Genomic DNA, 23,906 nt, shown 5'->3' on the forward strand with positions numbered 1-23,906 from the left:
AGCCCAAAAGCAACCTAGCCGTAGTAGACGCCGATGCGTTTACCGTCGATCTCGTGGATCGGGATCTGCATCTGATACACCTCAGCGAGCCGTTCGGTGGTCATGAGTTCTTCCGGGCTGCTCTGCTGAACCAAGCGGCCATCGCGCATCGCCACGATCGTGTCCGAATACACGGAGGCGAAGTTGATGTCGTGCATCACCACAACCACCGTCTTACCTTGCTCATCAACAAGGCGGCGCATGAGCTTCATCATCTCGACCGAGTGGCGCATGTCCAGGTTGTTGAGCGGCTCATCCAACAGGATGTAGTCGGTGTCTTGCGCCAAAACCATCGCGATGAACGCGCGCTGACGCTGCCCGCCTGATAGCTCGTCGAGGTATTTGAACGCTAGCGGCGTGATGTCCATTTCCTGCATTGCTTGAGCGATGATCGCGCGGTCCTCACGCGTGGCTTGGCCGCCGTTATGCGGGAAGCGACCGAAACCCACGAGGTCGCGCACACGCAACCGGAGCGAAACATGGTTGTCCTGCCGCAAGATAGCGAGCTTCTTCGCCAACGTTTTCGACGGCGTCGTGGACACATCCAAGCCATCGACTTTGACGTTGCCCTCCTCCATCGGGATCAGGCGCGACACCATCGAAAGCAGCGTGGACTTGCCGGCGCCGTTGGGGCCGATGATGCTCGTGAGCCCGCCAGCCGGGATCACTGTGGTGACCTCATCGACCACTGTGGTGGCGCCATACTGCTTGGAAACCTTATTGATTTCAATCATGACTTCAACGATCCCTTCAGCAACAGCGCGATGAACACAATGCCACCGGCAAACTCAATCACAACAGACAGCGTGGTCGAATGACCCGCGAGCCGCTCAACAATGAACTGACCCACAACCAAAGCGAACGCACCGATCAGCGAGGACACAATGAACAGGGTCCCGTGGCCCGCGCCCGGTAGCGCTTGGTAGGCGAGCGAGACCACGAGCAGGCCGAAGAACGTGATCGGCCCAACCAGCGCGGTACAGGTTGCAACCATCACGGCAGACAAGATCAGCACGATGGTGGTGACCCGTTGGTGGTTGATGCCTAAGCTGGTTGCCATGTCGCGGCCCAGCGCCATCGCATCCAGTGTGTGGCGCATACGCCACGCGAAGAACACCGCGACCCCCACCACGATCGCCGCGGCAGTCAGAAGGTTAGGGTCAACCCGGTTGAAAGACGCGAAAAACAGGTCCTGAAGCTGCGTGAACTCGCTTGGATCCAGCAGTTTCTGCAGGAGAGCCGAGATGCCGCGGAACAGGGTCCCCAACACGATACCCACCAGCAGCATGAGGTGCAGGTTGGCGGTACGCCCAGTGAACATCCACCGGTAGAGCAACACAGCGAACAGGACCATGAGCCCCAACTCGATGCCGAAACGCAGCAGTGGGGAAGCGGTCATCCATGCGGTACCACCCAGAACGAATACCGCGGTGGTCTGCAGCAGGATATAGAGCGCATCCATACCCATGATGGATGGGGTCAGGATCCTGTTGGCGGTGACGGTCTGGAACGCGACGGTGGAAACCGCGATAGCGACGGCACACACGAGCATCGCGCCCACACGGGTGCCACGCAGCTTCAGTGCGAATTCGAGCGCACCCATCAGATCCCACGTGAGGAACACCGCAACCGCAATCAGCAGTCCGGCGCTCAGTGCGGCGATCCAGATCCAGCCGCGCCGCGCGTCGCGCCGTTCAGCTTTGACACCTTCGGCAATCAGTTCATCCAGGGTCGTGGCGCTCGAAGCAGAGGCCAGCTGTTGCGTAGCCGCTGTTTTGTCATGAGCTGCTGCGTTGTCATGAGCTGCTGTGTGTTGATTAGGCACCTGCAGCCTCCTGTTCGGCGCGCTTGCGCATCGCCAGGGCTTTCTTAGCGGCCTGGCGGGCGCGCTTCTTCGAGGACGGCGGGACGTTCTGGTAGCGCTGGTGGATGATCATGCTGAGGAACACGATGGAACCCAATACGGACATGATCATGCCCACCGGGATTTCGTACGGGATGCGGATGAGTCGGCCGGCGATGTCGCAGGCCAGCACCATGCCGGCGCCCAAGAGTGCGGTCCAGGGGACCGCGCGGCGCAGGTGGTCGCCCACGATGGCGGAGACGATGTTCGGGACCACAAGCCCCAGGAAGGGGAGTGCTCCTACGGTGGTGACGCTCACCGCGGAGATGAGCGCGACGACAGCCATACCGAGGCGGACCGTGACCTTGTAGTTCATGCCGATCGAGGTGCAGAAGTCGCTACCGAGGCCCGCGGCGGTGAAACGGTCTGCCGCGATATAGCCTACGAGGCCGACGACCGCGACGATCCACAGCAGCTCATAACGGCCTTGGATGATGCCGGAGAGGTCTCCGATCATCCAGGCGTTCAAGGTCTGGAGGAGGTCGTTGCGGTAAGCCACAAACGTTGCGGCTGCGGAGATCACGCCGCCGAGCATGATGCCAACCAACGGGATCAGCAGCGTTGCGCGGGTTGGGAGGTTGTTGATGATCGCGAGGAACAGAGCGGTGCCGACCAGAGAGAAGATGGTGGCGACACCCATTTTGCCGATCACTGGCATGGCCGGAACAAAGATCGTGACAGCGAGGATACCTAGCATCGCGGATTCGGTTGAGCCGACCATGTGCGGTTCAACAAAACGGTTGCGTGCCAGCTGCTGCATGATGAGACCGGAGATCGCTACCGCAGCGCCAGCAAGCAGGGCCGCTACGGTGCGGGGGACGCGCGAGATCCAGAAGACCTCCTCGGCTTCCTGCTTCCCGGCAAGCAGGTCAGATAGAGACAGTGAGGACGCGCCAACGAAGAGCGAGAGGGCCGCGAGGCCAAGAACCGCGAAAAGAGCGAGCAATAAGACCCACCATCGGGTCGCCAGAGACTGATCAGCTGGACCGAAAGTGACACGGCGAGGCCCCGGTGAAGACTCACGCTTCGCCCGGGGCGGGATGCTTGTAGTTGTTTTAGTCATGGTTTAACACCGAGATATTCGTGGTTCAACACTGCAGTGGTGCCCCAGATACGCTCACCTGTAGAGTCTTCGACCCAACTGGTGAGCCGGCAACTCAATGTGTGAGGCGCGTAAGGGTGGGGCGTCACGGGGACGCCCCACCCTTCGAGCTTTACAGGCTAGTCGAGTGCCTTTTCAACTTCGTCGATCATCTTCGGAACCGTGGTCAGGCCGTAGCCGACCAGGTACCAGTTAGCCGCATCGAGGTAGATGATCTTGTTGTTCTTAGCTGCATCGGTCTTGTTGACGAGCTTGTTATCGAGAACCTGCTTTGCGGACTCGCCGGAGGACTCGCCGATGGCCTGGTCACGGTCGATAGCAAAGATTGCGCCAGGGTTCTTGTCCTTGACGAATTCGAAGGAAACCGACTCGCCGTGAGGGCCAGATGCCTTCACGTCAGCGGCTGGCTTGAAGCCAAGGATGTCGTTGATGATTCCGAATCGCGAGCCCTTAGCGTAAGCGGTGAGCTTGCCGCCAGAAACCATGAGGGTCATGGTGGTCAGGTCGGACTTTTCAGCGCGAGCCTTGACCTCGTCGATGCGCTTTTCGAGCTCGCCCAGCTTTTCGTCAGCCTCTTTTTCGTTATCGACGATCTTGGCGAGTGAACGAGTGTTTTCCTCGAAGGACTCCAGCGGCTTGGTCGCGTCAACCGACATATCGATGGTCGGGGCGATATCGCTGAGGTCCTTATACGCGTCTGCGGTGCGGCCGGAGATGATGATGAGGTCAGGCTTTTCAGCGGCAACCTTCTCCAGGTCTGGCTCTTTTGGCCCACCGATCTTGGTGTACTTGTCGTCCTCGAGGTACTTCATCTGCTCCGGGTAGGTGAATTCGGCAACACCTGCGACGTCGGTGCCGAGCGCCTTGAGGGTGTCAGTGGAGGCGAGGTCGTAGCTGAAAATCTTCTCCGGCTTCTTAGGGACCTGGGTGGTGCCCTGCGCGTGTTTGATCTCGATGGTCTCCGACGAGCCCTTGTTGTTGTCTCCGTTGCCGGAGCAACCGGTCAGCGCGAGGGCTGCGGCGGCAACGACGGCGGTGAGCCGGGTTGCGAGGCGGGTACGCTTCATGGGTTTCTCTCGTTCTATCTGTTCCGTGGAGGGTGGCTCGGATGCCCCAGCTACCGCTCTGTTTGACAAGGCGATTGATTAGCAAACATTTATGTTTCGTAATCATCTGCCTATGAGGTTAGGCGATCCTATCTGCAAGATGCAAGTACGTGTTCCTTTACACGAAAGCGCCGTTGGGCGTGGAACGTTGAAGTTCCGCGCCCAACGGCGCTTGAGTAGCTACTTACTTGTGAGCCAGGTTACAAGACGAGGTGCGTTCCAGGCAGGCGGCGGCCAGGGTTGTGGCTGGGGTGTGGCTGGGGTGCGCGCGGGCTAATCGTTGGTCGAACTTGCCCTAATCGTTGGTTGAACTTGCCGCGTTCGTCGTGACTTTCTGCACGGTGCGTGCAGGGAGGAAACGCAGGAGGAATCGCACTAGGCGGTAGCGGCGGGAGGGAATGCACAGGGCCTTGCCTGTCGCGGACGCCAGGAGGGACTCCCGCACCACTTGCTCGGGCTTGAGCCACGCGATCTTAGGGACACGGCTCACGTTCATGTTCATGCGTTCATGGAATGAGGTGCGGGTCATTCCGGGGCATACCGCGGTCACGGACACACCGCGGTCTTGATACCTGCGGGAAGCGTATTCGGAGAATTCAACCATCGCGTGCTTAGCGGCGGAATAGGTGCTGACACCCGTGAACGCGGCGATGGAGGCGATGTTTATGATGCGCCCGCCGCCGCGTTTGATCATCGCGGGGATCGCGGTGTGCATGAATCGCAGCGGGATTTCGGTGTGGATGCGCCAGTGGTCCTGCTCATCCTGCCACTCGCTGGATGTGAACCCTTTGATGAGCCCGTAACCAGCGTTGTTGACTAACAGCTCCACGGGATCGATGTCGGAGGCGAGGCGTTTCTCGACTGCCGCGGCCCCTTTTTCGGTCAGCAGATCGCCGATGAGGGTTTCAACGTGGACGGCGTAACGGCTCTCAAGCCGGTGAGCTACTTCCGCGAGTGCTTCGGCGTCGCGGGCACACAGCACGAGGTGCCTGCCTTGTGCGGCGAGTTGTTCTGCGAATTCTTCGCCGATCCCTGCGGTTGCCCCAGTGATCAGCGCTGTTCGGTGAGGTGCGTTTAGTGGGGCTGGGGTGGTGTCCATACTGAAACACTAGTCCTTCGGTGGGGTTGGCGTCTTATGTTGCGCTCATGCGCCGTCTTCGAGTGCGGCTAGTTGGGCGCTCACGGTGTGTTCGGCGGCGGGCCTGACCCCGGCATCGACGTCGGCATAGACGATATCGGTCACGTTGCTGACGGTGGCTTCTTCGCCGCGTTCCTGCAGGGTATGTACGGCGGCGCGGACCTGTTCGAGACGTTCGCGGCGGTGCGCGAGGTATTTGCGCGCGGTCTCCGCAACCGAGGGGAGGAAACCTGCATGTGCGGGAAGTGCCGGGATGTTACCGAGCGTTTCAAGTTTCTCGAGCGAGTCCAGGTAGTTGGTGAGCCGACCGTCCGGGTGGTCGATGATCGTGGTGCCACGCCCCAGGATCGTGTCCGCGGTCAGAACCCCGAGCGGCCGGGCCTCGGGCGTGGATTCGATGACGATGCTGATGGAGTCCGATGTGTGGCCCGGCGTGGCAAGGACCCTCAACTGAAGCCCGGCGCCAGGCACATCGATGATCTCTCCGTCTGTGAGTGGTTCTTGTCCTTCGCTGCAGTAGTCGCTGCTGAGCGCGCGGCTCGGCGCGCCCGTGAGGCCCCGTAGGCCTTCTAATCCACCCGCGTGGTCAGGGTGTCGATGCGTAACCAGGATCAGCGCGACCTTGTGCGAGGCGAGCGCGGCCTGGTGCTGCGCATCGTCCTCACCTGGGTCCACAACGATCGCACCGCGCTGGCTGGGGATCCAGTAGCTCTGCGTGCCATCCAACGTCATAGGGCCCGGATTGTCCTGCTGCACCATCCACACGCCCTCGACAGGTGTGGCAACCGCGCCGGCCGGGGCCGTGTCTACAGCGTCCGGGGCGGCGTCGCCTGTAGAGACCGGGACAGCGCCGCCTGGGCCAGCAGCCGCATCGTGCATGCCGTGGGCGTGAGGGTTGTTCTCGCTCGCGTTCATGCACCCCAGTATGCAGGAACCCCCCTGACGGTTTCTGGACAGAGCCTGATAGTTTCCGGGTTTGGGCGCCCGGTTGGGAAGGCGAGCGCCTAAACTTATCGCAGTGACCCGTTGGAAGCGTGACGTAACGAATATCTGCAAGCGGTGTCCTCAATGCGAATCATCAACGGTAAGGATTGAACTGTGCAGGTACGTGCTCGTTTGTCGAAGCCCATGGTCGCTGTGTTGGCGGCGTCCATGCTGCTGTTCGCTGGTTTGTTCGCGGGATTTGGTGCCCAGAAGGCGTTTGCGCATGATCAGCTCATTGCCGGCGACCCGCCCTCGGGCAACGCGATCGCGAAAGCGCCGGAGAAGATCACGCTGACGTTCTCGGGTGAGATCCGGCAGGTTTCAGGTGGTGAAGCCAACCAGATCATTGTTCAAGACCGCGACGGCAACGAGCTGACTTACGGCGACGTCACAGTTAAAGGGACTAAGGTTTCGCGGGCTATGCAGCCGCTTCCGGAAGGCACGTATGACGTCAAGTGGTCCGCGCTTTCCTCGGACGGCCACCGGATCCAGGGCGACGGCAACTATTCCTTCACCGTGACCGAAGGTGCCTCGAAGAAGGAGATCGAGGCGTGGGAGAAGTCCCAGGGTGGCAACTCCGATGACGGTGAAGCAGGCTCCGGCAAGGGTAGCGAGGACGGGCAGAGTTCCAAGGGCTCCGATGCCGCGGCAGCAAATACGGAAGGTTCTGCGTCTGCTCAGGCGAAGGCGGTGACGCCGGAATCCACGGCTGACACCACAACCATCATGTGGATTGTGGGCGCCGCATTCCTAGTGCTCGTAGTGATCGGTCTCATCTTGCAGGTGACCCTCAAGAAGACCGGAAGGCACAGCCACTAATTATTTGCGGCACTACTCAACGCGAACACCGCGACCTTTGCTGCTGACCTCTGCCGCTGATCTCTGCCTCTGACCTCAGCTCTGACAGTGCACGAGTAGGCCCCCGTCGCTTGGCGACGGGGGCCTACTCTATGGGGTGTAACCGCTACTAGTGTTGTGCCGCTTCTAGAGCGTTTCCCTATCTCAGGGTTTTTCTCCTCGCAGGGTGTTTCTCTTCTTACGCGGCAACCGCGGTGTCGCGAGGGTTAGCTCGCTTACTTGGTCTTGCCAGCGAGCGTGGTCACGAACTCGTTGACGGTCTTCTCGAACTCGTCGAGGTCCCCGTGGAAGTCACGCGGGATGGCTTTCCTGATGTGGTCCGGAGTCCTCAGAGTATTCTTCGAGTTCTTTTTCTTCTTAGCGTCCTTGGACTTCTTCGAATTCTTCTTCTTAGAGTCCTTCTTCTTCGAATCCTTAGACTTCTTGGACTTCTTCTTGTCCTTAGCCTTCTTATCCTTGGATTTCTTGGAATCCTTCTTCTTCTTGGAGTCCTTCTTCTTGTCCTTCTTATCCTTAGGCTTGTCCTCGGCTGGACGTTTCTCGCCTGCAGGGGTGAAGGTCGCGTCATCAAAGACGATCGTGTCGCCCTGAGCGTTCTCGAAGTTAGCGCGGTTGGCCTTGGTGGTCCACAGGTTGATGCGCAGCTGCTGGGTTCCGTTGTCCTTAGGGACGCGCTTGGTCTGGGTGTCGTCCGAGAGGACCTTGCCGTTTTCCAGCGAGGTGATCACACGCAGGTAATCCTTATCCCAGATCGCTTTAGTCTTGAGGGTCTGAACACCCTTAGGGATGTCGAAGCGCTTGTGGGATACGCGGTCGCGGAAGTTCTTCAGGTCATCCGGGTAGACAGTGACCATGCCGAAGGTCTTAGGGAGATCCTGGCTACCCCAGCGGGAAACCTCGATGAAGTCGATCTCCGTGAGGCCCTTCATGTTGACGTGCTTCTTCATGCCAGGGGTGCCGTCAATAGCGACCTCGGCGGTGTCATAGGTGAAGATGCCAAGAACGTTGTTCGGGTCCATCTTGTCGAAGTCAGCGGTGTAGCTGAACTCGTACGTGCCGTAACCGGTGGACTTGGTAGCAATGAGCTCAACGCCACCGTTGATGCCCTGGTTCTCAACAACAAGCTCACCCTTGTCGTTGACGTGAGCGCCGCTGACCCACTTACCTTCGCCATCGCTCGGGTGCGGAGCCTGAGGACCGCCCCAACCCATCACATCGTTCTTGCCGCGAATAGCCCAGTCCTGACCAGAGAATTCGATCGTGTCGAACTTGTAGTCAGTCTCAAACCGTCCGCTGTCATGGGAGATCTCTGGAGGGCCGGCCTTCGTCTCCACTGCGGTAGGGGCGGGAGCAGCATGGGCTCCTACTGCAACAGAAGTTGGGAGAACGAGTCCCAGCGCCAACGGGACCACTGCATACTTAGCAGGTTTCTTTATGGTGAACACGCGCGATTTACCCCTTCGGAATCAACGTTTTCTCGCATCGAATAACACCCGGTTTACACCTGGTCTTAGATTGAAGGCTCACAGCTTTTATAGGTGAACTTGCCGCCTACGGATGCTGAAGCGACAGTGACAATAGCGAAGACCACCACGTTGTCCTAGCGTCAACGCACCCTCCGTCCGAGACCCCGGACAGGTGTGAAATGCCTAAGAAACGGCTGTCGAAAGAACCTCGGGATGGTATGCGATGCCTGAGAAATCGCTGTTTCTGGGGTGTTGTGACTACCTGAGAGTTGCCTTGAACAGAGCTCTAGTTTTTGCGGCGCGCATTCTGTTCATCACAGGCCCTGTTGATGCGGGTCAGTATGTCCGCCAAAAGTGCTTGCTCTTCGCCGGTGAGAGGATCAAACACGGTCTCGCGCACAAACGTGACATGGTCCGGAGCCGCGGCACGAAGGACATCCCACCCGTGCGGGGTCAGGAGCACATCCTGGGCGCGGCGGTCACGTCCCTCAGAAGGGGCACGTTCCACAAGGTCGCGATCCTCCATGCGCCGCAATAAGTGTGAGAGCCGCGACCGTTCCCACCCAAGTGCGGAGGCAAGCTCACCGGTGCGCACCCGATGCTCCGGGGAATCTGAGATGGTAGCCATCACCGAATACTCGCCCGAGGACAGCGCGGAATCGTGAAGCAACTGACGGTCCAGCGTGGATGGGAAACCCCAAATGAACTCACGCAACGTGTACCAAAGATCAGCTTCCTCAGCGTTCAGCCACCGCACGTCACTGTGCGGCTCACCCTGCTCAATGTTCGTTTCAGGGTCCAGTTGGTGGTTCATCTCAAACACTCCATGCACTTGATCTATCAATCGTCACATGTTCTCGGCAACCAACCAACCCCGAATCAAGTAATGCACCGTCACCACCGCATCGGAGAGGTTCGTGATGGGATAGGACTATGAGTTCTGCACGACAACGCACCGCGATGGCATCCGGAGCCCACGCATCAGGGAATCCGGACGCCCCGAAGACCGCTGACGCCCCCAAGAACACTGACGCTCCGGTGATCATTGCCGCAGCGGACGGTTCCGCCCTCGGCAACCCCGGCCCCGCGGGGTGGGCGTGGTACATCGACGAAAACCAGTGGGCCGCAGGCGGCTGGCCCAAAGGCACCAACAATCAGGGCGAACTACAGGCCGTCCTCAAACTGCTGCAAGCAACCGAGGCCGCGGGCGCGCCGCTGAAGGTTCTGTGCGATTCCCAGTACGTCATCAACTCGCTCACCAAATGGCGCTTTGGGTGGAAGAAACGCGGCTGGAAGAAAGCTGACGGCAAACCAGTCCAAAACGCCGAACTCATGAAAGCGCTCGATGCCGCACTGGCCGGCCGGAAGGTCGAATTCGAGTGGGTGCGCGGCCACACAGGCCACGAGCTCAACGAAGCCGCCGACGATCGCGCCCGCGCATGCGCGCAAGCCTATAAAGACGGCGAGGCTCCCGAGGAAGGCCCTGGCTATAGCGGCACCCCGAGTCAAAGCAACGATGGACAGAACAACGATGCGGGGCAAGGTAACGCCGCAACCCAGCCCAGCACGGTAACCCAGCCCAGCGCGATGCCCGCTGCGGTTGACGCCGGGCAGGCGAGCACTGACATCCGCAAGCTCCTAGCCGCTGCTGAAGCGGACCTGCTCGACAGCATCGACCAGGACGACGAACCAACCCTGCGCTACCTGCTCACCGAAGACTTCCGCGGCGTCTCCGCCCACGGCGCCCTCCACGGGATCGATGGCCTGCGCGGCCAAGACCCGATCACCAACCTCGAGGTCATCACCACCGAACGCGTCAGCCAGGACATCGCCTACGTCGCCTACCGTGCGCAGCGGGCCTCAACCGCCGATGCCGTGGTGCTGTCATGGTGGCGCCTCACCGGGGACGCAGGGCAAGCAGGCACGCAACGGTGGCAGTGTTTCTTCCGGCAAGAAACCGCGCACATCAACGTGTAAGGCGACGCGACGCGGCACGGGGGTTCGCGATTGCGGGCTAACCTCGTAGGATCGCATGTGTGAGTCAACGCAACGAGGAACACAACGTGCCAACATCGTCAGCGAATATGAGCGAAACCAACCCGCCGTATCAACAGCGCTACGTGGCCATCGGTGATTCCTTCACGGAAGGCGTGGGCGATGTCGAGCTCAACCGCCCCAACGGTGTGCGCGGCTGGGCCGACCGTGTAGCAGAACGGCTGTGCCGTGAACATCCGAACTTCGGGTATGCGAACCTCGCGATCCGCGGCAAAAAAGTACCCCAGATCATGGCCGAACAGCTCGAACCAGCACTAGAGCTCAACCCGACACTCGCGACCGTGTGTATGGGTGGCAACGACATCATGCGCCCACGTGTAGACATCGACTACATCGCAGGGGGAGTGCACCACATGGTCTCCGAGCTGCGCGGCGTCGGGGCCAAGGTTGTGCTGTTCACAAGCCTCGATGTTTCCAAGAGCCCGCTCTACCGGGCGCTCGCCGGGCGCGCCGCACTCTATAACGAGCGCCTCCGCGAGATCGCAGACGACACCGGCGCGATCATCGCCGATTACTGGCGCTGGCGAGAGCTACAAGACCCCGGCTACTGGTCCGAGGACCGCCTCCACATGAACAGCCGCGGCCACGAATTCACCGCCCGCAAAACTCTGGATGTACTCGGCTACGACGTCGGCGGATTCGACGTCGAACCACTCGAGCTACCGGAACTGTCCAAACTTCAACGCGCCCGCACCAACGCCGAATGGGTCCGCGAACACGCTGGCCCGTGGGTCCGCCGACGCATCAAACGCGTCTCTTCCGGTGACACCCTCAGCCCGCGGTATCCCGAATACGTGCGCCTCGAAGCGCCAGAGAACCAGGCCTAAGGCTGGGTCTGGAGCCGTTATCTGATGCCAGGCCTGAAGCCGCGCCTGAGGCGGCGCCTACCCGGTGGCCGCCACGGTTGCCGATGCGGCGGCACCTCTTCACAGGATCACGCAAGCCCCGGTAGACTGACACATGCTGTGGACCACGCGCCTGCACTCAGCGGGACGCGGGTTGATGGCACCGCCGACCACGCTTAGCGGGAGAGACCTCCCCAGCGAGGCGCCGTAGGAGCAAACCCTCCCCGGGAAACTCTCAGGCAACCGCACCGCTAGGTACAGGCGACCCTGGAAAGCGGAACCTCGCCACAACAGGCTGGTTCCCACCGATGGTGCAAGCGCAGGACGAACCGTCAACGGCGCGGAAGCTCTCAGGTTCCAAGACAGGGCGGGGAGGACAATCGAATCCCGATCCGACCCCGATCCGAACTCTTTGAATCGAACCCTGAGTCGAATCCCGAGCCGAGAAGAGCCGAGCACGTTATGACACGCTCCGATATGTCCGCATTCGTTTCCCGCCACATCGGTCCACGCGGCGCCGAGACCGAACACATGCTGGAAACCGTTGGCTATGCGTCCCTGGACGCTCTTGTTGATGTCGCGGTCCCGTCCACGATCCGCATGGAAGAGCCACTAGATATCCCGGAGGGGCTCTCAGAAGAGGAAGCGCTTGCTGCGTTGCGGGCGTTGGCGCAGAAGAACACGCTGCGTGTTCAGATGATCGGCCAGGGTTTCTATGACACCCACACCCCGGCGGTGATCCGCCGCAACATCGTTGAGAACCCGGGCTGGTACACCGCCTACACCCCGTATCAGCCAGAGATTTCCCAAGGCCGCCTCGAGGCGCTGTTGAACTTCCAGACGATGGTCGCTGACCTCACCGGGCTCGCGATCGCCAACGCATCGCTACTTGATGAGGCCTCGGCCGTGGCAGAGGCGATCCTTTTGATGCGCCGCGCAACCCGCGCTAAGGATGACGCGGTCACGGTGGTGGATGCGGACATGTTCCCGCAGACCCTCAACGTGGTTCGCGGCCGCGCTGAAGCGCTCGGGATCCCTCTTGAGGTGCGTGACTTCGCCGCCGAAGGCCTTCCGGAGGGCCCGATTTCGGGCATCGTGCTGCAACAGCCAGGCGATTCGGGCGCGATCGTCAACCACGCCGAGATCATCGCGGAAGCAAAGGAACGCGGCGCGAAAGTCACGATCGCAACCGACCTGCTCGCGCTCACCCACCTGAGATCCCCGGGCGAACAGGGTGCTGACATCGCGGTCGGTAGCTCCCAGCGTTTCGGTGTCCCACTGTTCTTCGGCGGCCCGCACGCCGCCTTCATGGCCGTGACCAAGGGCCTGGAACGCAACCTGCCAGGCCGCCTCGTGGGTGTCTCCTATGACACCGATGGCCGCCCCGCCTACCGGCTTTCGCTCCAGACCCGCGAGCAGCACATCCGTCGCGAGAAGGCGACCTCCAACATCTGTACCGCCCAGGCTCTGCTCGCCGTTGTCGCCTCAATGTACGGGGTTTATCACGGCCCGGAAGGCCTCAAGAACATCGCCCGCCGCACCCACGCCCACGCGTGCGCGCTCGCCGCAGGCGTTGAAGCCGCCGGTGCGAAGCTAGCCACCGCATCGTTCTTTGACACCGTGCGTTTCGTAACCGACGGGGCGGCGGATTCGATCGTGGACGCCGCGGATTCCGCAGGCATCAACGTTCGCCGCGTGGATGCGGACACGATTTCGGTTTCCACAGACGAAACCACCACCGACGAACACGTCGAGACCGTGATCGCCGCGGTATGCAAGGCGCTCATCGCCAACGCTGACGACGCGGTCGCAGCGGCCCGCGAAGCACGCGAATCCTGCGATGGCGTGTACGGGCGGAGCGCGGGCCTGGTGCGTGAATCTGAGTTCATGACGCACCCGATCTTCAACTCGGTGCGCTCTGAAACGCAGATGATGCGGTACCTAACCCGGCTGGCGAACCGCGACCTCGCGTTGGATCGGACGATGATCCCGCTGGGTTCGTGCACCATGAAACTGAACTCGGCGGCGGAGATGGAGGCCATCACGTGGCCTGAATTCGCGGGCATCCACCCGTTCGCTCCGGTAACCCAGACCCGCGGTTGGCGTGAGCTGATCGCTGATCTTGAACAGCGGCTTGAAGCGATCACCGGTTACGCCGGGGTTTCGATCCAACCGAACGCCGGTTCCCAGGGTGAATACGCGGGCTTGCTCGCTATCCGCCAATACCATCAGTCCCGTGGCGAGGCTGACCGCGATGTGTGCCTCATCCCCGCCTCCGCGCACGGCACGAACGCGGCCTCGGCTGTCTTGGCGGGCCTGCGCGTGGTGGTTGTCAAGACCGCTGATGACGGTTCGATCGACGAGGGCGATCTTGCCGCGAAGATCGAAGCGAATCAGGGTAAGGTCGCCGCGATCATGATCACCTACCCGTCCACCCACGGCGTGTTCGACGCGCAGGTGGTTGAGGTGTGCAACGCGGTCCACGAGGCCGGTGGCCAGGTTTATATCGATGGCGCGAACATGAACGCGATGGTCGGGCTGGCTCAGCCGGGCAAGTTCGGCGGCGACGTTTCCCACCTGAACCTGCATAAGACGTTCTGCATCCCGCACGGTGGCGGCGGCCCGGGCGTGGGCCCGGTCGCTGTCGCTGAGCATCTTCGTCCGTTCCTGCCAGGCCCGGCACTTGAGGACCGCGACGACGAGGGCCTGGGCGGCCGCGATGGCGCGCCGATCACCGCGGCGAGCTTCGGTTCCGCCGGTGTGCTGCCGATCTCGTGGGCCTACATCGCGATGATGGGCCCGGCTGGCCTCACGGAAGCGACCAAGCATGCGTTGTTGGGCGCCAACTACATCGCGGCCCGCTTGAAGCAGGCTTTCCCGATCCTTTATACGGGTAACGCCGGGCTGGTTGCGCACGAATGCATCCTCGATTTGCGGGAACTCACCAACAAGACGGGTGTCACCGCGGAGGATGTGACCAAGCGGCTCATGGACTTCGGTTTCCACGCGCCAACGCTCGCGTTCCCGGTTGCTGGCACCCTTATGGTTGAGCCAACCGAATCCGAGGACCTTGCGGAACTGGACCGCTTCATCGACGCGATGCTGACCATCCGCGAAGAGATCGACGAGGTCGCAGACGGCATCCATTCCCTCGAAGGCTCGCCGTTGCGTAACGCGCCGCACACCGCGGAAGTCGTGACTCGCACCGATTGGGACCGCACCTACTCCCGCCAGCAGGGCGTATTCCCGGGCCAGACCTCGGTTACGGACAAGTACTTCACCCCGGTCAGCCGCATCGACCAGGCCTACGGCGACCGCAACCTGATGTGCGAATGCCCGCCACTTTCGGCTTTCGAGGACTAGTTTCTTCCACGATCAAGAGGACTGGCCCGTGGCTCATAACTCACCCCACCATCCAGATAGCACCGGCGTTTCGCCGACCCTGCACGAAAGGGTTCCAACGAACATGCATATAACGTCTCGTCACACTCCGCTTCATGAGGTTCATGAGGCGCTGGGTGCATCCTTCACCGATTTTGGCGGCTGGGATATGCCGTTGCGTTACGGTTCCGAGCTTGCCGAGCATAAGGCGGTGCGTGAGGCAGCGGGCGTATTCGACCTCTCCCACATGGGTGAGGTTCGGGTGAGCGGGCCTGATGCGGCGAGCTACCTCAACACGGCTCTTGCGGGGAATCTCGCGGCGGTCGCTGTGGGTCGGGCTAAGTATTCGCTGCTTATGAACGCCGACGGCGGGATCATCGATGACTTGATCGTCTACCGCTTAGATGAGACCGAGTTCCTGGTGGTCCCGAACGCCTCCAACACCCCGGCGGTGCTTGAGGCCCTCAGGGAACGCGCTCTGGGTTTCGATGTTGTGGTTACCGATGAGTCTGATGAGACCGCGCTGGTCGCGGTTCAGGGCCCGAATGCGGAGAAGGTCCTCGCGGCCGTGACCGAGGGCGCTGACCGCGACGCCGTGGTTGATCTGCGTTTCTATTCCGCGGTGCGCGCCACGGTGGCTGGTGTGGATGCGTTGGTTGCTCGCACCGGTTACACGGGCGAGGACGGTTACGAGATCTATATCGCTAACGCCGATGCGAAGGCCGTGTGGGATGCGGTGATTCACGCTGGCGCTGCAGATGGTTTGCTTCCGTGCGGCCTGGCTGCGCGTGATTCGCTGCGTCTGGAGGCCGGCATGCCGCTGTATGGCAACGAACTATCGGCTGAGACCTCGCCGCTCGAGGCCGGTTTGGGGCCGGTGGTTTCGTTGAAGAAGAATGAGCGTTTTGTGGGCCGGGACGCGTTCGAGGCCGCCAAAGAATCCGGGCTGGGTGCCACGAATGGACGCCGCTTGGTGGGATTGAAGGGCCTTGAGCGTCGCGCCGCCCGCGGCGGATACACCGTGATGCTCGATGGCGCTGAGGTGGGGCAGGTGACCAGCGGCCAGCCGTCCCCGACGCTGGGTTATCCGGTCGCATTGGCGATGGTCGATGTGGCCCACGCTGAGGAAGGCACCGAGTTGGCCGTGGATATCCGGGGCAAGATGCTCGGGTTTACGGTGGTGCCTCTCCCGTTCTATCGTCGTTCCAACTAAAGTCACACACAACTAGATTCACGCATCTAGCTTCACAGTTGTAGATTCACATGTACGGCCGGATTCCTGGCCTGATCATCAAGGAGAGACCATGTCCGATGTGAAGAAGAACCTCCGTTATTCCGCTGAGCACGAGTGGGTGGATGACTCCAACCCGGTGAAGGTTGGCATTTCCCAGGTTGCGGCTGACGCACTGGGTGATGTTGTCTACGTAGACCTGCCAGAGGCCGGTAGCGAGGTCACCGCTGGTGAGACGTGCGGCGAGGTCGAGTCCACCAAGTCGGTTTCTGACCTGTACGCGCCGGTCAGCGGCACGATCGTTGAGATCAACCAGGCCGTGATCGATGATCCTGCACTGTTGAATTCGGACCCATACGGTGCCGGTTGGCTTTTCACTGTCGAGGTGAGCTCGGAAGGTGAGCTGCTCTCCGCTGAGGATTACGCTTCCGCGAATGGCGGCAACCTCGTCTAGAGCGTCGCTTGACGCGTTTCACCGTAGTGGTGGGGCCAGGCAGGGCGCCTCGCCGCAGTGACATTGAGACCTTCGCCGGCACGCCCACCTTGAGGGAGGGCGTGCCGGCGAAAGTTTTCAGGAGTGCGCATGTACCTGAGTATTTTTGATCTTTTCTCCGTGGGTTTGGGGCCTTCGAGCTCCCACACGGTCGGCCCGTTGCGTGCCGGCCGGGACTTTGTGCAGCGTCTTGCCGCTAACCCGTCAGCGTATGGCCGGCTGGCTGGCTTACGTGTTGATGTGTATGGCTCGCTGGCTGCCACGGGACAAGGGCATGGGACGTTCACGGCACTCTTGTTGGGCCTTGAGGGCTATGCGCCGGAGACGGTTTTGCCCGAGCAGGCCGAGGCTCGTTATGCCGCGTGGGATCGCGGGGAGAAGCTCGCGGTGGGCTCCGCGCTCGATGGCGTGGAGACCGTTGAGCTCGCGTTCGGTGTTGAGGACATGACGCAGCGCCCGCTCACCATCTTGCCGCGGCACACGAACGGACTGAAGATCGCGGCCCTCGAATCCGCTGGGGGAGTCATCGCCGAAGAGACCTATTTCTCGATCGGCGGCGGATTCATCGAACGAGCTGGCGATGAAGACGCGGCGGCACACGTGGACATCGACGTCCCGTACCCCTTCGATACGGGTGCCGAGCTTCTGCAACAGTGCAAGGACAACGACCTCGCCATATGGCAGGTCGCGCTAGCTAACGAGGAAGCGATCCGCGACCGCCAAGAAGTCCTGGACGGCATCGACCATCTATGGCAGGTCATGGAGGACTGCAAGAACTCCGCGATCGAACGCACCGGCGTCCTCCCCGGCGGGCTCAACGTTTCACGCCGCGCACCACGCTGGCACAAGGAACTCTACGCCCGCGACACAGACCGCTCCTTCGAATACTGGCAAGAGTGGGTCAACCTCGCAGCGCTCGCCGTGAACGAAGAGAACGCATCGGGCGGCCGCATCGTGACCGCCCCAACCAACGGCGCGGCCGGCATCATTCCAGCGGTCGGCTTCTACGTGACCCACTACGCCCGCGCATGCCGGGACCAAGCCCCCGAGGTCATCGCGGAACAGGTCCGCCGCTACCTGCTCACCGCGGCCGCGATCGGCAACCTGTATAAGAAACAAGCCTCCATCTCAGGGGCCGAAGTCGGCTGCCAAGGCGAAGTCGGCTCCGCCTCATCGATGGCCGCAGCGGGACTCGCCGAAGTCCTCGGCGGCGAACCGTGGCAAGTAGAAGTAGCCGCCGAGATTGCGATGGAACACAACCTCGGCCTCACATGCGATCCCATAGGCGGCCTCGTCCAGATCCCGTGCATCGAACGCAACGCGCTCGCCGCAACGAAAGCCGTCAACGCCGCCCGCATGGCGATGATGGGGGACGGCACACAGAAAGTCAGCCTCGATGAGGTCATCAAGACGATGTGGGACACCGGCCAAGACATGCTCGATAAATACAAGGAGACAGCCCGCGGCGGCCTCGCCGTCAACGTCGTCGAATGCTGACGCCCCGCGCTAGCATGGCCGAGGCTCAGGCTAGCAGGGTAGCGGGTCGAGCTGGAACGGCTCGGCGCGTGCTAGCCCAGCAGGCGTTCGATGCGCGGATCGGTTGCCGCCGCTTGGTCGATCTCTTCCCAGGTTCCGTGGGCGATGAGCTTGCCGTGATCGAGAATCGCCACATGAGTTGCCAGCGCACGAGCTTCGGTGTGGTCGTGGGTCACGTGTACGGCGGTCGTGTTGGTGCGGGCGAGGATTTCCCGCACATGCGGCGCGAGTGTTGCGCGTAGGCCGCGGTCCAGAGCCGAAAAAGGCTCGTCAAGCAACACGACCTTCGGTTCCGGTGCGAGCGTGCGCGCGAGCGCGACACGTTGGGCCTGACCACCTGAAAGCGAGCGGATGGGGCGCTCGGCGTAACCGTCCAAGTCCACGAGCGAAAGCATCGCCTCGACCCTCGTCTTGCGTTGATCTTTCGCGACCCCTGCCATTTCGAGGCCATAACTGATGTTTCGGCCCACATTGCGGTGCGGGAACAGTTGCCCGTCCTGGAACACCATCCCGATGCCGCGCCGGTGGACCGGAACACCGGCAACATCGACGCCGTCGAGCAGGACCTCGCCAGCCGTGACGTCTTCAAGGCCCGCGATTCCGCGCAAGAGCGTGGACTTACCGGAGCCAGAAGCGCCCAACAGGCTCAAAACCGAACCCGGTTCCACGCCCACGCTGACCCCGCGGACAGCAACGGTGCCGTCGGGATAGGTGACGTCCACATCGCGCACCTCAAGGGCATATGAAGCAGTAGGCATATTTAGTCTTCCTTAGCTGCAGAATCACTGGCGGGAACGGTACTGGCGGCGCTGCGGGAAACTTCGCTGTCTGTATCTGCGCTGCGGGGAGCAGCAGCCTGGGGAACTGTGGTGCGACGGGCGGATGTTGAGGAGAGTTTCGCGGAACGGGTTGAGCGTTCGGCGAGCCATTCGCACACCGCCATCGCGGTTGCCGCAACCAGAGCGAGGATCACGGAGGCCGCCATACCCATTCCGTAGTTATCGGCGCCGGGTCGGTTCATAAGCCGCACGATCGTGACCGGCAGGGTCTGGAAGTCCGCAGACGCCAGGAAGCTCGTGGCGCCGAACTCACCGAGCGCGATCGCAAAGGACAGCCCCGCGGCGAATCCGATGCCGCGGGCGACCATCGGGCCGTCCACGGTCAGCGCGACCCGCAGTGGGCTCGCTCCCAGGGTCGCGGCGGCCTCCCTGAGTTTCGGGTCGACCGAGCGCAGGATCGGGATGATCATGCGCACCACCACGGGCAACGCGACCACGGCTTGGGCGAACGGCACGAGTGAGCCTGAACGCGCAAGCTCCGGGAACGCGATCTGTAAGGACACGATGAAACCGAAACCGATCGTGACCCCTGAGACCCCGACCGGCAACATCACGGCGGCATCCACAATCTTCTGCGCCCGCCCGAACGCGGCGGTGCGTGCGTGGCGGGAGAGCCACCACGCCAACGGGAGGCCCGCGATGAGGGTGATCCACATGGCGTCCGATGCGGTCAAAAGCGAATTGCGGAGCGTCTCTAACGGGGTCGAGCCGCCGCCGAAACCGGTGCCCGAGCTGGTAGCTAGAAGCCGGTAGTTGTTGAGGCTCCAGCCGTGCGGGGTCGAGAACGAACGCAACAGCAACGCCAGCAGTGGGGCCACAATAAGTGCAGTGACGGTGCCGAAAGCGATCATTGCGGAGAACCAGTCAGCCCGGGCCAGCGGCCGTAAGCGGGGTTGCGATAGCCGCAGAGCCGTCTCAGTTTTAGAACGCGCGCGTTGCGATACCGCGAGCGAAGCGAGCACAATCGCCAGCTGCAAGATCGAGAGCGCTGCCGCCTGGGGCAGGTCCAGGAACGTCTCGGTCTGGATATAGATCTCGGTTTCCAAGGTTCCGAAACCTGGTTTCCCGAGTGTCATCATCAACCCGTACGCGGTAGAGCAGTACAAGAAAATGAGAGATGCTGCAGACCAGATCGAGGGCTTGAGCGCCGGGAGGGTCACCGTTAGGAAGGCCCGTAAGGGGCTCGCCCCAAGAGTCCGGGCGGCCTCGGCTTGGCGCGGGTCGAGGTCGGCCCACACAGCCCCGACCTGACGCACAACAACCGAGAAGTTGAAGAAGATCATCGCGAGGATGACCGCGGCCGTGGTCTGATCCAGGCCCAAGAAACCTAACGGACCGGTCTCGGCGAGCAAGGCGCGGAACGCGACACCCACCACCACGGTCGGCAAAACGAACGGAATGGTCGCGACCGCGCGGATCATCCCGCGCCCACGGAAAGAACGGGTCGAGAGGATGTGGGCGCCGAAAAGCCCCAACACGATCGAACCGAGCGTGCCACCCAACGCAAGCCCGAGTGTCTGAGCGATGAGCCGCCACGTCCACCCATCGAACAACACGGCAATGAGCGGCCCCCACCACGTACCCTCACTGCCTTCGGGCGGGGTCACGCCGCGGCCGATCATCGCCGCGACCGGCCACACGAAGAAGAAAGCCAAGAACACGGCAGGCAACGCCAGCGCCGCAACGGACCACAAAATGGTCACGATACGGCGCCGGCGCCTCAGCTTGCCGTGAGAGCGGCTCTGCTCGTGCATCAGGTACCCGACCTGCTTCTTCTACCCGGCGTTCTTCTACCCAGTGTTCGTCTCAGGAACGCACCTATTTAGCGTTCTTGCTGAGCTCGCGGAACTGTTTGATCCACTCCTCGCGTTTCTGGGCGATCTCGCTCGGGTCCGGGGTGACCGACGTCTTCGACAGCGGCGCGTGAGCGGCCCAGTCTTTCGGAAGTTTCACATCGGGGTTCACCGGGTACATGTACATCTGCTCAGGGATAGCGTTCTGCATATCCTCGCTGAGCATGAAGTCCACGAAGGCCTTGGCACCATCAGGGTTCTTAGCGTTCTTCAGGACTCCGGCGTATTCGACCTGGTCGATGCAGGTGTCATCGATGTTCACGGTCTTACCGCCCTCAAAAGCGGGGGAGGAGGAGTAGGAGACCACCAGAGGGTACTTACCTTTGCCTTCAGAACCGGAAAAGTCCGTGTTGTACGCGTTAGACCATGAAGAGACGACCTTGGTGCCGCCAGCCAGCATGTCCTCCCACGCCTTCTTCCAATCCTCAGTCTTGTGCATCGTGGTGACCATGAACGCGAAACCAGGGGAGGACTGCGCCGGGTCTTGGGCTACCAGCAGCTTGGCGTATTCAGGCTTGGTGAGGTCGTTGATGCTCTTCGGTAAATCAACCTTGTTCTTCTTGAACCAGCCCGCGTCAGCGTTGATGCACACCTGGCCTTGATCGATCGGGGTCAACGCGTCACTGTTGGTCAGCTTCTTCGCAGCCTCCGGCAGTTTCTCGGGCACATAGTCCTCGACCACGCCCTTCTCCGTCAGCGCGCCGGCCTGGAGGTTATCCACGCCATAGAAACCGTCCGCGGACGCCTTACCTTCAGCCAGGATCAGCTGATTGACCACAGAAGACGCGTCACCTGGGGAGGTCGTCTTGAGCTTATAGCCGGTCTCGGTCTCGAACTTCTTGACCTGTTCCTTGGTCAACTCAAAAGAATCATGCGTGATGATCGTGACCGTCTTCTCTTTCGACTCCGCATCCTCCTGCTGAGCCGCGATCGAACAACCGCTCAACGCCAAGCCCGCAACAGAGAGCACCGCGGTAGCCGCCATAAGAGGGTTTCTACGCATATCTGCCACAACAACCTTCCAGTTCATGAAAAGGGGGTGGCCCACGTGTGCCCACGAGAGAAGATTCGAACTCCCTACACCGGTACTAACCGGATCAGGTTCGAGGGTCTGCCACATCGGCACTCTCAGCGCTCGGTTAGCGCTCCCCTGTCGATTCAGTACAAGACTAGCCAAGAAAACGATGCGGCACACAATTTGCCATATGGCGCGCGCCGGGCGCCGGCCGGCTGGGTGGAGGGCCCGGTGCGAGTGTGGCCAAACTCGCCTACCATGATTTGCCCCAAAGATAGGGGATTGCCTAAGATAGATAGGCGTTCTGTTGCCACGCGTTAATCTTTGCGTGCCCAACAGCCCGTGACACGGAAGAGAAGGTGAACAGTGGGTAGGCAAATGCCCACGACTCACCCGGACCACCGTTGTTTGAAACCTGTCTGATGGTCAACCACTGGCTGGATCTCACCCAGCTGCTTTAGGCCCTCCAGCGTTGTAAGCACGGTGTCCCCAACTGGGTAGCGGGACCTCGCATCGTCATCGGCTGCGCTCACCTGACTCCAGGCGAGCCAACACCACAGCCAGGCGGCAAGGGACCGCAGCACAACTGACCAACACTGGAGGAGTGAACATGGCACAGCGTTGCCAGGTGACCGGTGCAGTGCCCGGATTCGGACACAGCATCTCGCACTCGCACCGCCGCACCAAGCGTCGGTGGGACCTGAACATTCAGAAGAAGCGGTACTACGTACCATCCCTCGGCCGGACGATCACCCTGAATCTGTCCACCAAGGGCATCAAGACGATCGACGCGCGCGGCATCGAAGCCGTAGTCGCTGAGCTTAAGGCGAAGGGAGAGAAGTTCTGATGGCAAAAGCACAGGATGTTCGCCCAATCATCAAGCTCAAGTCCACGGCAGGCACCGGCTACACCTACGTGACCCGCAAGAACCGCCGCAACAACCCGGACCGCATCGTGCTCAAGAAGTACGATCCAGTGGTTCGCAAGCACGTCGATTTCCGTGAGGAGCGGTAAGCATGGCTAAGAAGTCGAAGATCGCCAAGAACGAGCAGCGCAAGGTGATCGTGGCTCGCTACGCCGAGCGCCGCGCCGAGCTCAAGAAGACCCTGATCGACCCGAACGCAACCGACGAAGCCCGCGAGGCAGCACGCGTCGGCCTGCAGAAGCTCCCACGTGACGCTTCTCCAGTTCGCGTTCGCAACCGTGACTCCATCGACGGCCGCCCACGCGGTACCTTCCAGAAGTTCGGTATCTCGCGTGTGCGTTTCCGCGAAATGGCTCACAAGGGCGAGCTGCCAGGCATCACCAAGTCGTCCTGGTAATCGCTCACGCTTCCTCACCACTGTGAGGAACACATAGCGTCAACAGCGGCACACACAAGCATCGCACGCTGTCACGGACGTCCCGGCTCCAGCTGAAAAGAACATCAGCGAGGCGCCGGGACGTCCGCGTTTAAGCAGGTTTAGGCCGCTCCGTTCGTGTTTTCGCCGCCAGAAACCGCTCTAAGAAGCTCTAATCAGCCAAAAATCTGGGTAAATTCTCACTCAACGCGGAAAATCCGCCCCGAAACACGCGAAATTCTGGGAAAACCTGTTAGTTTCATATCCAGGCCCCGAAACCTGGGGCAATCCTCAGCCCTCACTGGTTGGGGAGTATCCGAGTCCAGGAGGACAAGTAATGAACCGCAGTGAGCTTGTGAGCGCTATCGCGAACAACACCGGCCAGACCCAGACCACGGTTAACGACGTACTGGATGCCCTCTTCCAGACCGTGACCGAGCAGATCTCCCAGGGCAACAAGGTCTCCATCCCAGGCTGGATGTCCTTCGAGCGCACCAACCGTGCCGCACGCCAGGGTCGCAACCCACAGACCGGCGAGACCATCCAGATCCCTGCTGGTCACTCCGTTAAGCTCTCCGCTGGCTCCAAGCTGAAGGCTGCTGTTTCCAATAAGTAAGTCTTACAGCGCAAGCTGAGCAGTAAACCCGCCCCAACCACGCAGGTTGGAGTGGGTTTACTTTTTAAACACAAGCGGGGCACCGCTTCCCACAGCGGCACCGCCT

22 protein-coding genes and 3 riboswitches are annotated in these 23,906 nt (G+C 61.3%); of the genes, 11 read left to right on the plus strand and 11 right to left on the minus strand.

Going from position 1 to position 23,906, the window contains the following annotated elements:
• Positions 1–14: 14 nt before the first annotated feature.
• From MHJ63_RS01475 to MHJ63_RS01500, 6 genes are all read right to left on the minus strand, one after another.
• Complete coding sequence (locus MHJ63_RS01475; protein WP_035756268.1) at positions 15–773, minus strand: iron ABC transporter ATP-binding protein; 759 nt, start codon at positions 771–773, stop codon at positions 15–17.
• Complete coding sequence (locus tag MHJ63_RS01480) at positions 770–1,864, minus strand: iron chelate uptake ABC transporter family permease subunit (RefSeq protein WP_239445963.1); 1,095 nt, start codon at positions 1,862–1,864, stop codon at positions 770–772. The genes MHJ63_RS01475 and MHJ63_RS01480 overlap by 4 nt, the downstream gene beginning before the upstream one ends.
• The gene (locus MHJ63_RS01485; RefSeq protein ID WP_083285427.1) at positions 1,857–3,005 is read right to left on the minus strand and encodes an ABC transporter permease; all 1,149 of its coding nucleotides are present in this window, start codon (positions 3,003–3,005) and stop codon (positions 1,857–1,859) included. The genes MHJ63_RS01480 and MHJ63_RS01485 overlap by 8 nt, the downstream gene beginning before the upstream one ends.
• 158 nt (positions 3,006–3,163) lie before the next feature.
• Positions 3,164–4,111 carry a siderophore ABC transporter substrate-binding protein gene (locus tag MHJ63_RS01490; protein ID WP_035756270.1) on the minus strand — a complete coding sequence of 316 codons (948 nt, stop codon included), beginning with the start codon at positions 4,109–4,111 and terminating at the stop codon, positions 3,164–3,166.
• A 334-nt stretch (positions 4,112–4,445) separates the two neighbouring features.
• Complete coding sequence (locus MHJ63_RS01495; RefSeq protein ID WP_052048468.1) at positions 4,446–5,249, minus strand: SDR family NAD(P)-dependent oxidoreductase; 804 nt, start codon at positions 5,247–5,249, stop codon at positions 4,446–4,448.
• 45 nt (positions 5,250–5,294) lie between these two features.
• Positions 5,295–6,203 (minus strand): MBL fold metallo-hydrolase, encoded by a 909-nt coding sequence (locus tag MHJ63_RS01500; protein ID WP_239445964.1) that lies wholly within the window; start codon positions 6,201–6,203, stop codon positions 5,295–5,297.
• 183 nt (positions 6,204–6,386) lie between these two features.
• Between MHJ63_RS01500 and MHJ63_RS01505 the strand changes: the two genes are divergently transcribed.
• Complete coding sequence (locus MHJ63_RS01505; RefSeq protein ID WP_070507313.1) at positions 6,387–7,091, plus strand: copper resistance CopC family protein; 705 nt, start codon at positions 6,387–6,389, stop codon at positions 7,089–7,091.
• 254 nt (positions 7,092–7,345) lie between these two features.
• Here MHJ63_RS01505 and MHJ63_RS01510 read toward each other — a convergent pair whose 3' ends face one another.
• Both MHJ63_RS01510 and MHJ63_RS01515 read right to left on the minus strand, forming a co-directional pair.
• Positions 7,346–8,575: a hypothetical protein gene (locus MHJ63_RS01510; protein WP_141742504.1), complete on the minus strand. Its 1,230-nt coding sequence runs from the start codon at positions 8,573–8,575 to the stop codon at positions 7,346–7,348.
• A 307-nt stretch (positions 8,576–8,882) separates the two neighbouring features.
• Positions 8,883–9,410, minus strand: a complete 528-nt coding sequence (locus tag MHJ63_RS01515) for a MarR family winged helix-turn-helix transcriptional regulator (RefSeq protein WP_052048471.1) — start codon at positions 9,408–9,410, stop codon at positions 8,883–8,885.
• A 119-nt stretch (positions 9,411–9,529) separates the two neighbouring features.
• On the opposite strand from MHJ63_RS01515, the gene MHJ63_RS01520 reads away from it, so the two are divergent.
• The 6 genes from MHJ63_RS01520 (at position 9,530) to MHJ63_RS01545 (ending at position 18,098) form a co-directional block, all read left to right on the plus strand.
• Positions 9,530–10,573 (plus strand): ribonuclease H family protein, encoded by a 1,044-nt coding sequence (locus tag MHJ63_RS01520; RefSeq protein WP_239445965.1) that lies wholly within the window; start codon positions 9,530–9,532, stop codon positions 10,571–10,573.
• 86 nt (positions 10,574–10,659) lie between these two features.
• Positions 10,660–11,478 (plus strand): SGNH/GDSL hydrolase family protein, encoded by an 819-nt coding sequence (locus MHJ63_RS01525; protein WP_338110361.1) that lies wholly within the window; start codon positions 10,660–10,662, stop codon positions 11,476–11,478.
• A 188-nt stretch (positions 11,479–11,666) separates the two neighbouring features.
• Positions 11,667–11,757, plus strand: a riboswitch (glycine riboswitch).
• Positions 11,758–11,872, plus strand: a riboswitch (glycine riboswitch).
• An 86-nt stretch (positions 11,873–11,958) separates the two neighbouring features.
• Positions 11,959–14,859, plus strand: a complete 2,901-nt coding sequence (gcvP, locus tag MHJ63_RS01530) for an aminomethyl-transferring glycine dehydrogenase (protein WP_035756274.1) — start codon at positions 11,959–11,961, stop codon at positions 14,857–14,859.
• 103 nt (positions 14,860–14,962) lie between these two features.
• Positions 14,963–16,090: a glycine cleavage system aminomethyltransferase GcvT gene (gene gcvT / locus MHJ63_RS01535; RefSeq protein ID WP_239445966.1), complete on the plus strand. Its 1,128-nt coding sequence runs from the start codon at positions 14,963–14,965 to the stop codon at positions 16,088–16,090.
• Between the two features lie 91 nt (positions 16,091–16,181).
• A complete protein-coding gene (gcvH, locus tag MHJ63_RS01540; protein WP_035756276.1) occupies positions 16,182–16,562 on the plus strand; it encodes a glycine cleavage system protein GcvH in 381 nt (126 codons plus the stop codon).
• Positions 16,563–16,691: 129 nt separating this feature from the next.
• On the plus strand, positions 16,692–18,098 hold the full coding sequence (locus tag MHJ63_RS01545; protein ID WP_239445967.1) for an L-serine ammonia-lyase: 1,407 nt from the start codon (positions 16,692–16,694) through the stop codon (positions 18,096–18,098).
• A 71-nt stretch (positions 18,099–18,169) separates the two neighbouring features.
• On the opposite strand, the gene MHJ63_RS01550 is transcribed toward MHJ63_RS01545, so the two are convergent.
• From MHJ63_RS01550 to MHJ63_RS01560, 3 genes are all read right to left on the minus strand, one after another.
• A complete protein-coding gene (locus MHJ63_RS01550) occupies positions 18,170–18,895 on the minus strand; it encodes an ABC transporter ATP-binding protein (protein ID WP_070507299.1) in 726 nt (241 codons plus the stop codon).
• A gap of 2 nt (positions 18,896–18,897) precedes the next feature.
• The gene (locus MHJ63_RS01555; RefSeq protein ID WP_239445968.1) at positions 18,898–20,730 is read right to left on the minus strand and encodes an ABC transporter permease; all 1,833 of its coding nucleotides are present in this window, start codon (positions 20,728–20,730) and stop codon (positions 18,898–18,900) included.
• A 64-nt stretch (positions 20,731–20,794) separates the two neighbouring features.
• Positions 20,795–21,832, minus strand: coding sequence for a thiamine ABC transporter substrate-binding protein (locus MHJ63_RS01560; RefSeq protein ID WP_239445970.1), 1,038 nt, complete (start codon positions 21,830–21,832; stop codon positions 20,795–20,797).
• A 53-nt stretch (positions 21,833–21,885) separates the two neighbouring features.
• Positions 21,886–21,991, minus strand: a riboswitch (TPP riboswitch).
• Between the two features lie 463 nt (positions 21,992–22,454).
• Between MHJ63_RS01560 and rpmB the strand changes: the two genes are divergently transcribed.
• The 4 genes from rpmB to MHJ63_RS01580 all read left to right on the plus strand — a co-directional run bounded on the left by rpmB (position 22,455) and on the right by MHJ63_RS01580 (position 23,800).
• Positions 22,455–22,691, plus strand: a complete 237-nt coding sequence (gene rpmB, locus MHJ63_RS01565) for a 50S ribosomal protein L28 (protein ID WP_035756281.1) — start codon at positions 22,455–22,457, stop codon at positions 22,689–22,691.
• Positions 22,691–22,858, plus strand: a complete 168-nt coding sequence (gene rpmG / locus MHJ63_RS01570) for a 50S ribosomal protein L33 (RefSeq protein WP_035756283.1) — start codon at positions 22,691–22,693, stop codon at positions 22,856–22,858. The genes rpmB and rpmG overlap by 1 nt, the downstream gene beginning before the upstream one ends.
• A gap of 2 nt (positions 22,859–22,860) precedes the next feature.
• Positions 22,861–23,166: a 30S ribosomal protein S14 gene (gene rpsN / locus MHJ63_RS01575; RefSeq protein WP_035756285.1), complete on the plus strand. Its 306-nt coding sequence runs from the start codon at positions 22,861–22,863 to the stop codon at positions 23,164–23,166.
• Between the two features lie 355 nt (positions 23,167–23,521).
• Entirely contained in the window at positions 23,522–23,800 is a 279-nt protein-coding gene (locus MHJ63_RS01580; protein WP_035756287.1) for an HU family DNA-binding protein, read from the plus strand.
• Positions 23,801–23,906 lie beyond the last annotated feature (106 nt).

Origin of the sequence: Pseudoglutamicibacter albus, from assembly GCF_022346425.1 — a bacterium.
In the GTDB taxonomy this organism is placed as follows: Bacteria; Actinomycetota; Actinomycetes; order Actinomycetales; family Micrococcaceae; genus Pseudoglutamicibacter; species Pseudoglutamicibacter albus.

Excerpts from the sequence above, each read along its gene's own strand:
- MHJ63_RS01475 (WP_035756268.1), bottom strand. The coding sequence starts at position 773 with ATGATTGAAATCAATAAGGTTTCCAAGCAGTATGGCGCCACCACAGTG.
- MHJ63_RS01485 (WP_083285427.1), bottom strand. The coding sequence starts at position 3,005 with ATGACTAAAACAACTACAAGCATCCCGCCCCGGGCGAAGCGTGAGTCT.
- MHJ63_RS01490 (WP_035756270.1), bottom strand. The coding sequence starts at position 4,111 with ATGAAGCGTACCCGCCTCGCAACCCGGCTCACCGCCGTCGTTGCCGCC.
- MHJ63_RS01495 (WP_052048468.1), bottom strand. The coding sequence starts at position 5,249 with ATGGACACCACCCCAGCCCCACTAAACGCACCTCACCGAACAGCGCTG.
- MHJ63_RS01500 (WP_239445964.1), bottom strand. The coding sequence starts at position 6,203 with ATGAACGCGAGCGAGAACAACCCTCACGCCCACGGCATGCACGATGCG.
- MHJ63_RS01515 (WP_052048471.1), bottom strand. The coding sequence starts at position 9,410 with ATGAACCACCAACTGGACCCTGAAACGAACATTGAGCAGGGTGAGCCG.
- MHJ63_RS01520 (WP_239445965.1), top strand. The coding sequence starts at position 9,530 with ATGAGTTCTGCACGACAACGCACCGCGATGGCATCCGGAGCCCACGCA.
- gcvP (WP_035756274.1), top strand. The coding sequence starts at position 11,959 with ATGACACGCTCCGATATGTCCGCATTCGTTTCCCGCCACATCGGTCCA.
- gcvT (WP_239445966.1), top strand. The coding sequence starts at position 14,963 with ATGCATATAACGTCTCGTCACACTCCGCTTCATGAGGTTCATGAGGCG.
- gcvH (WP_035756276.1), top strand. The coding sequence starts at position 16,182 with ATGTCCGATGTGAAGAAGAACCTCCGTTATTCCGCTGAGCACGAGTGG.
- MHJ63_RS01545 (WP_239445967.1), top strand. The coding sequence starts at position 16,692 with ATGTACCTGAGTATTTTTGATCTTTTCTCCGTGGGTTTGGGGCCTTCG.
- MHJ63_RS01550 (WP_070507299.1), bottom strand. The coding sequence starts at position 18,895 with ATGCCTACTGCTTCATATGCCCTTGAGGTGCGCGATGTGGACGTCACC.
- MHJ63_RS01555 (WP_239445968.1), bottom strand. The coding sequence starts at position 20,730 with ATGCACGAGCAGAGCCGCTCTCACGGCAAGCTGAGGCGCCGGCGCCGT.
- MHJ63_RS01560 (WP_239445970.1), bottom strand. The coding sequence starts at position 21,832 with ATGCGTAGAAACCCTCTTATGGCGGCTACCGCGGTGCTCTCTGTTGCG.
- rpmB (WP_035756281.1), top strand. The coding sequence starts at position 22,455 with ATGGCACAGCGTTGCCAGGTGACCGGTGCAGTGCCCGGATTCGGACAC.
- rpmG (WP_035756283.1), top strand. The coding sequence starts at position 22,691 with ATGGCAAAAGCACAGGATGTTCGCCCAATCATCAAGCTCAAGTCCACG.
- rpsN (WP_035756285.1), top strand. The coding sequence starts at position 22,861 with ATGGCTAAGAAGTCGAAGATCGCCAAGAACGAGCAGCGCAAGGTGATC.
- MHJ63_RS01580 (WP_035756287.1), top strand. The coding sequence starts at position 23,522 with ATGAACCGCAGTGAGCTTGTGAGCGCTATCGCGAACAACACCGGCCAG.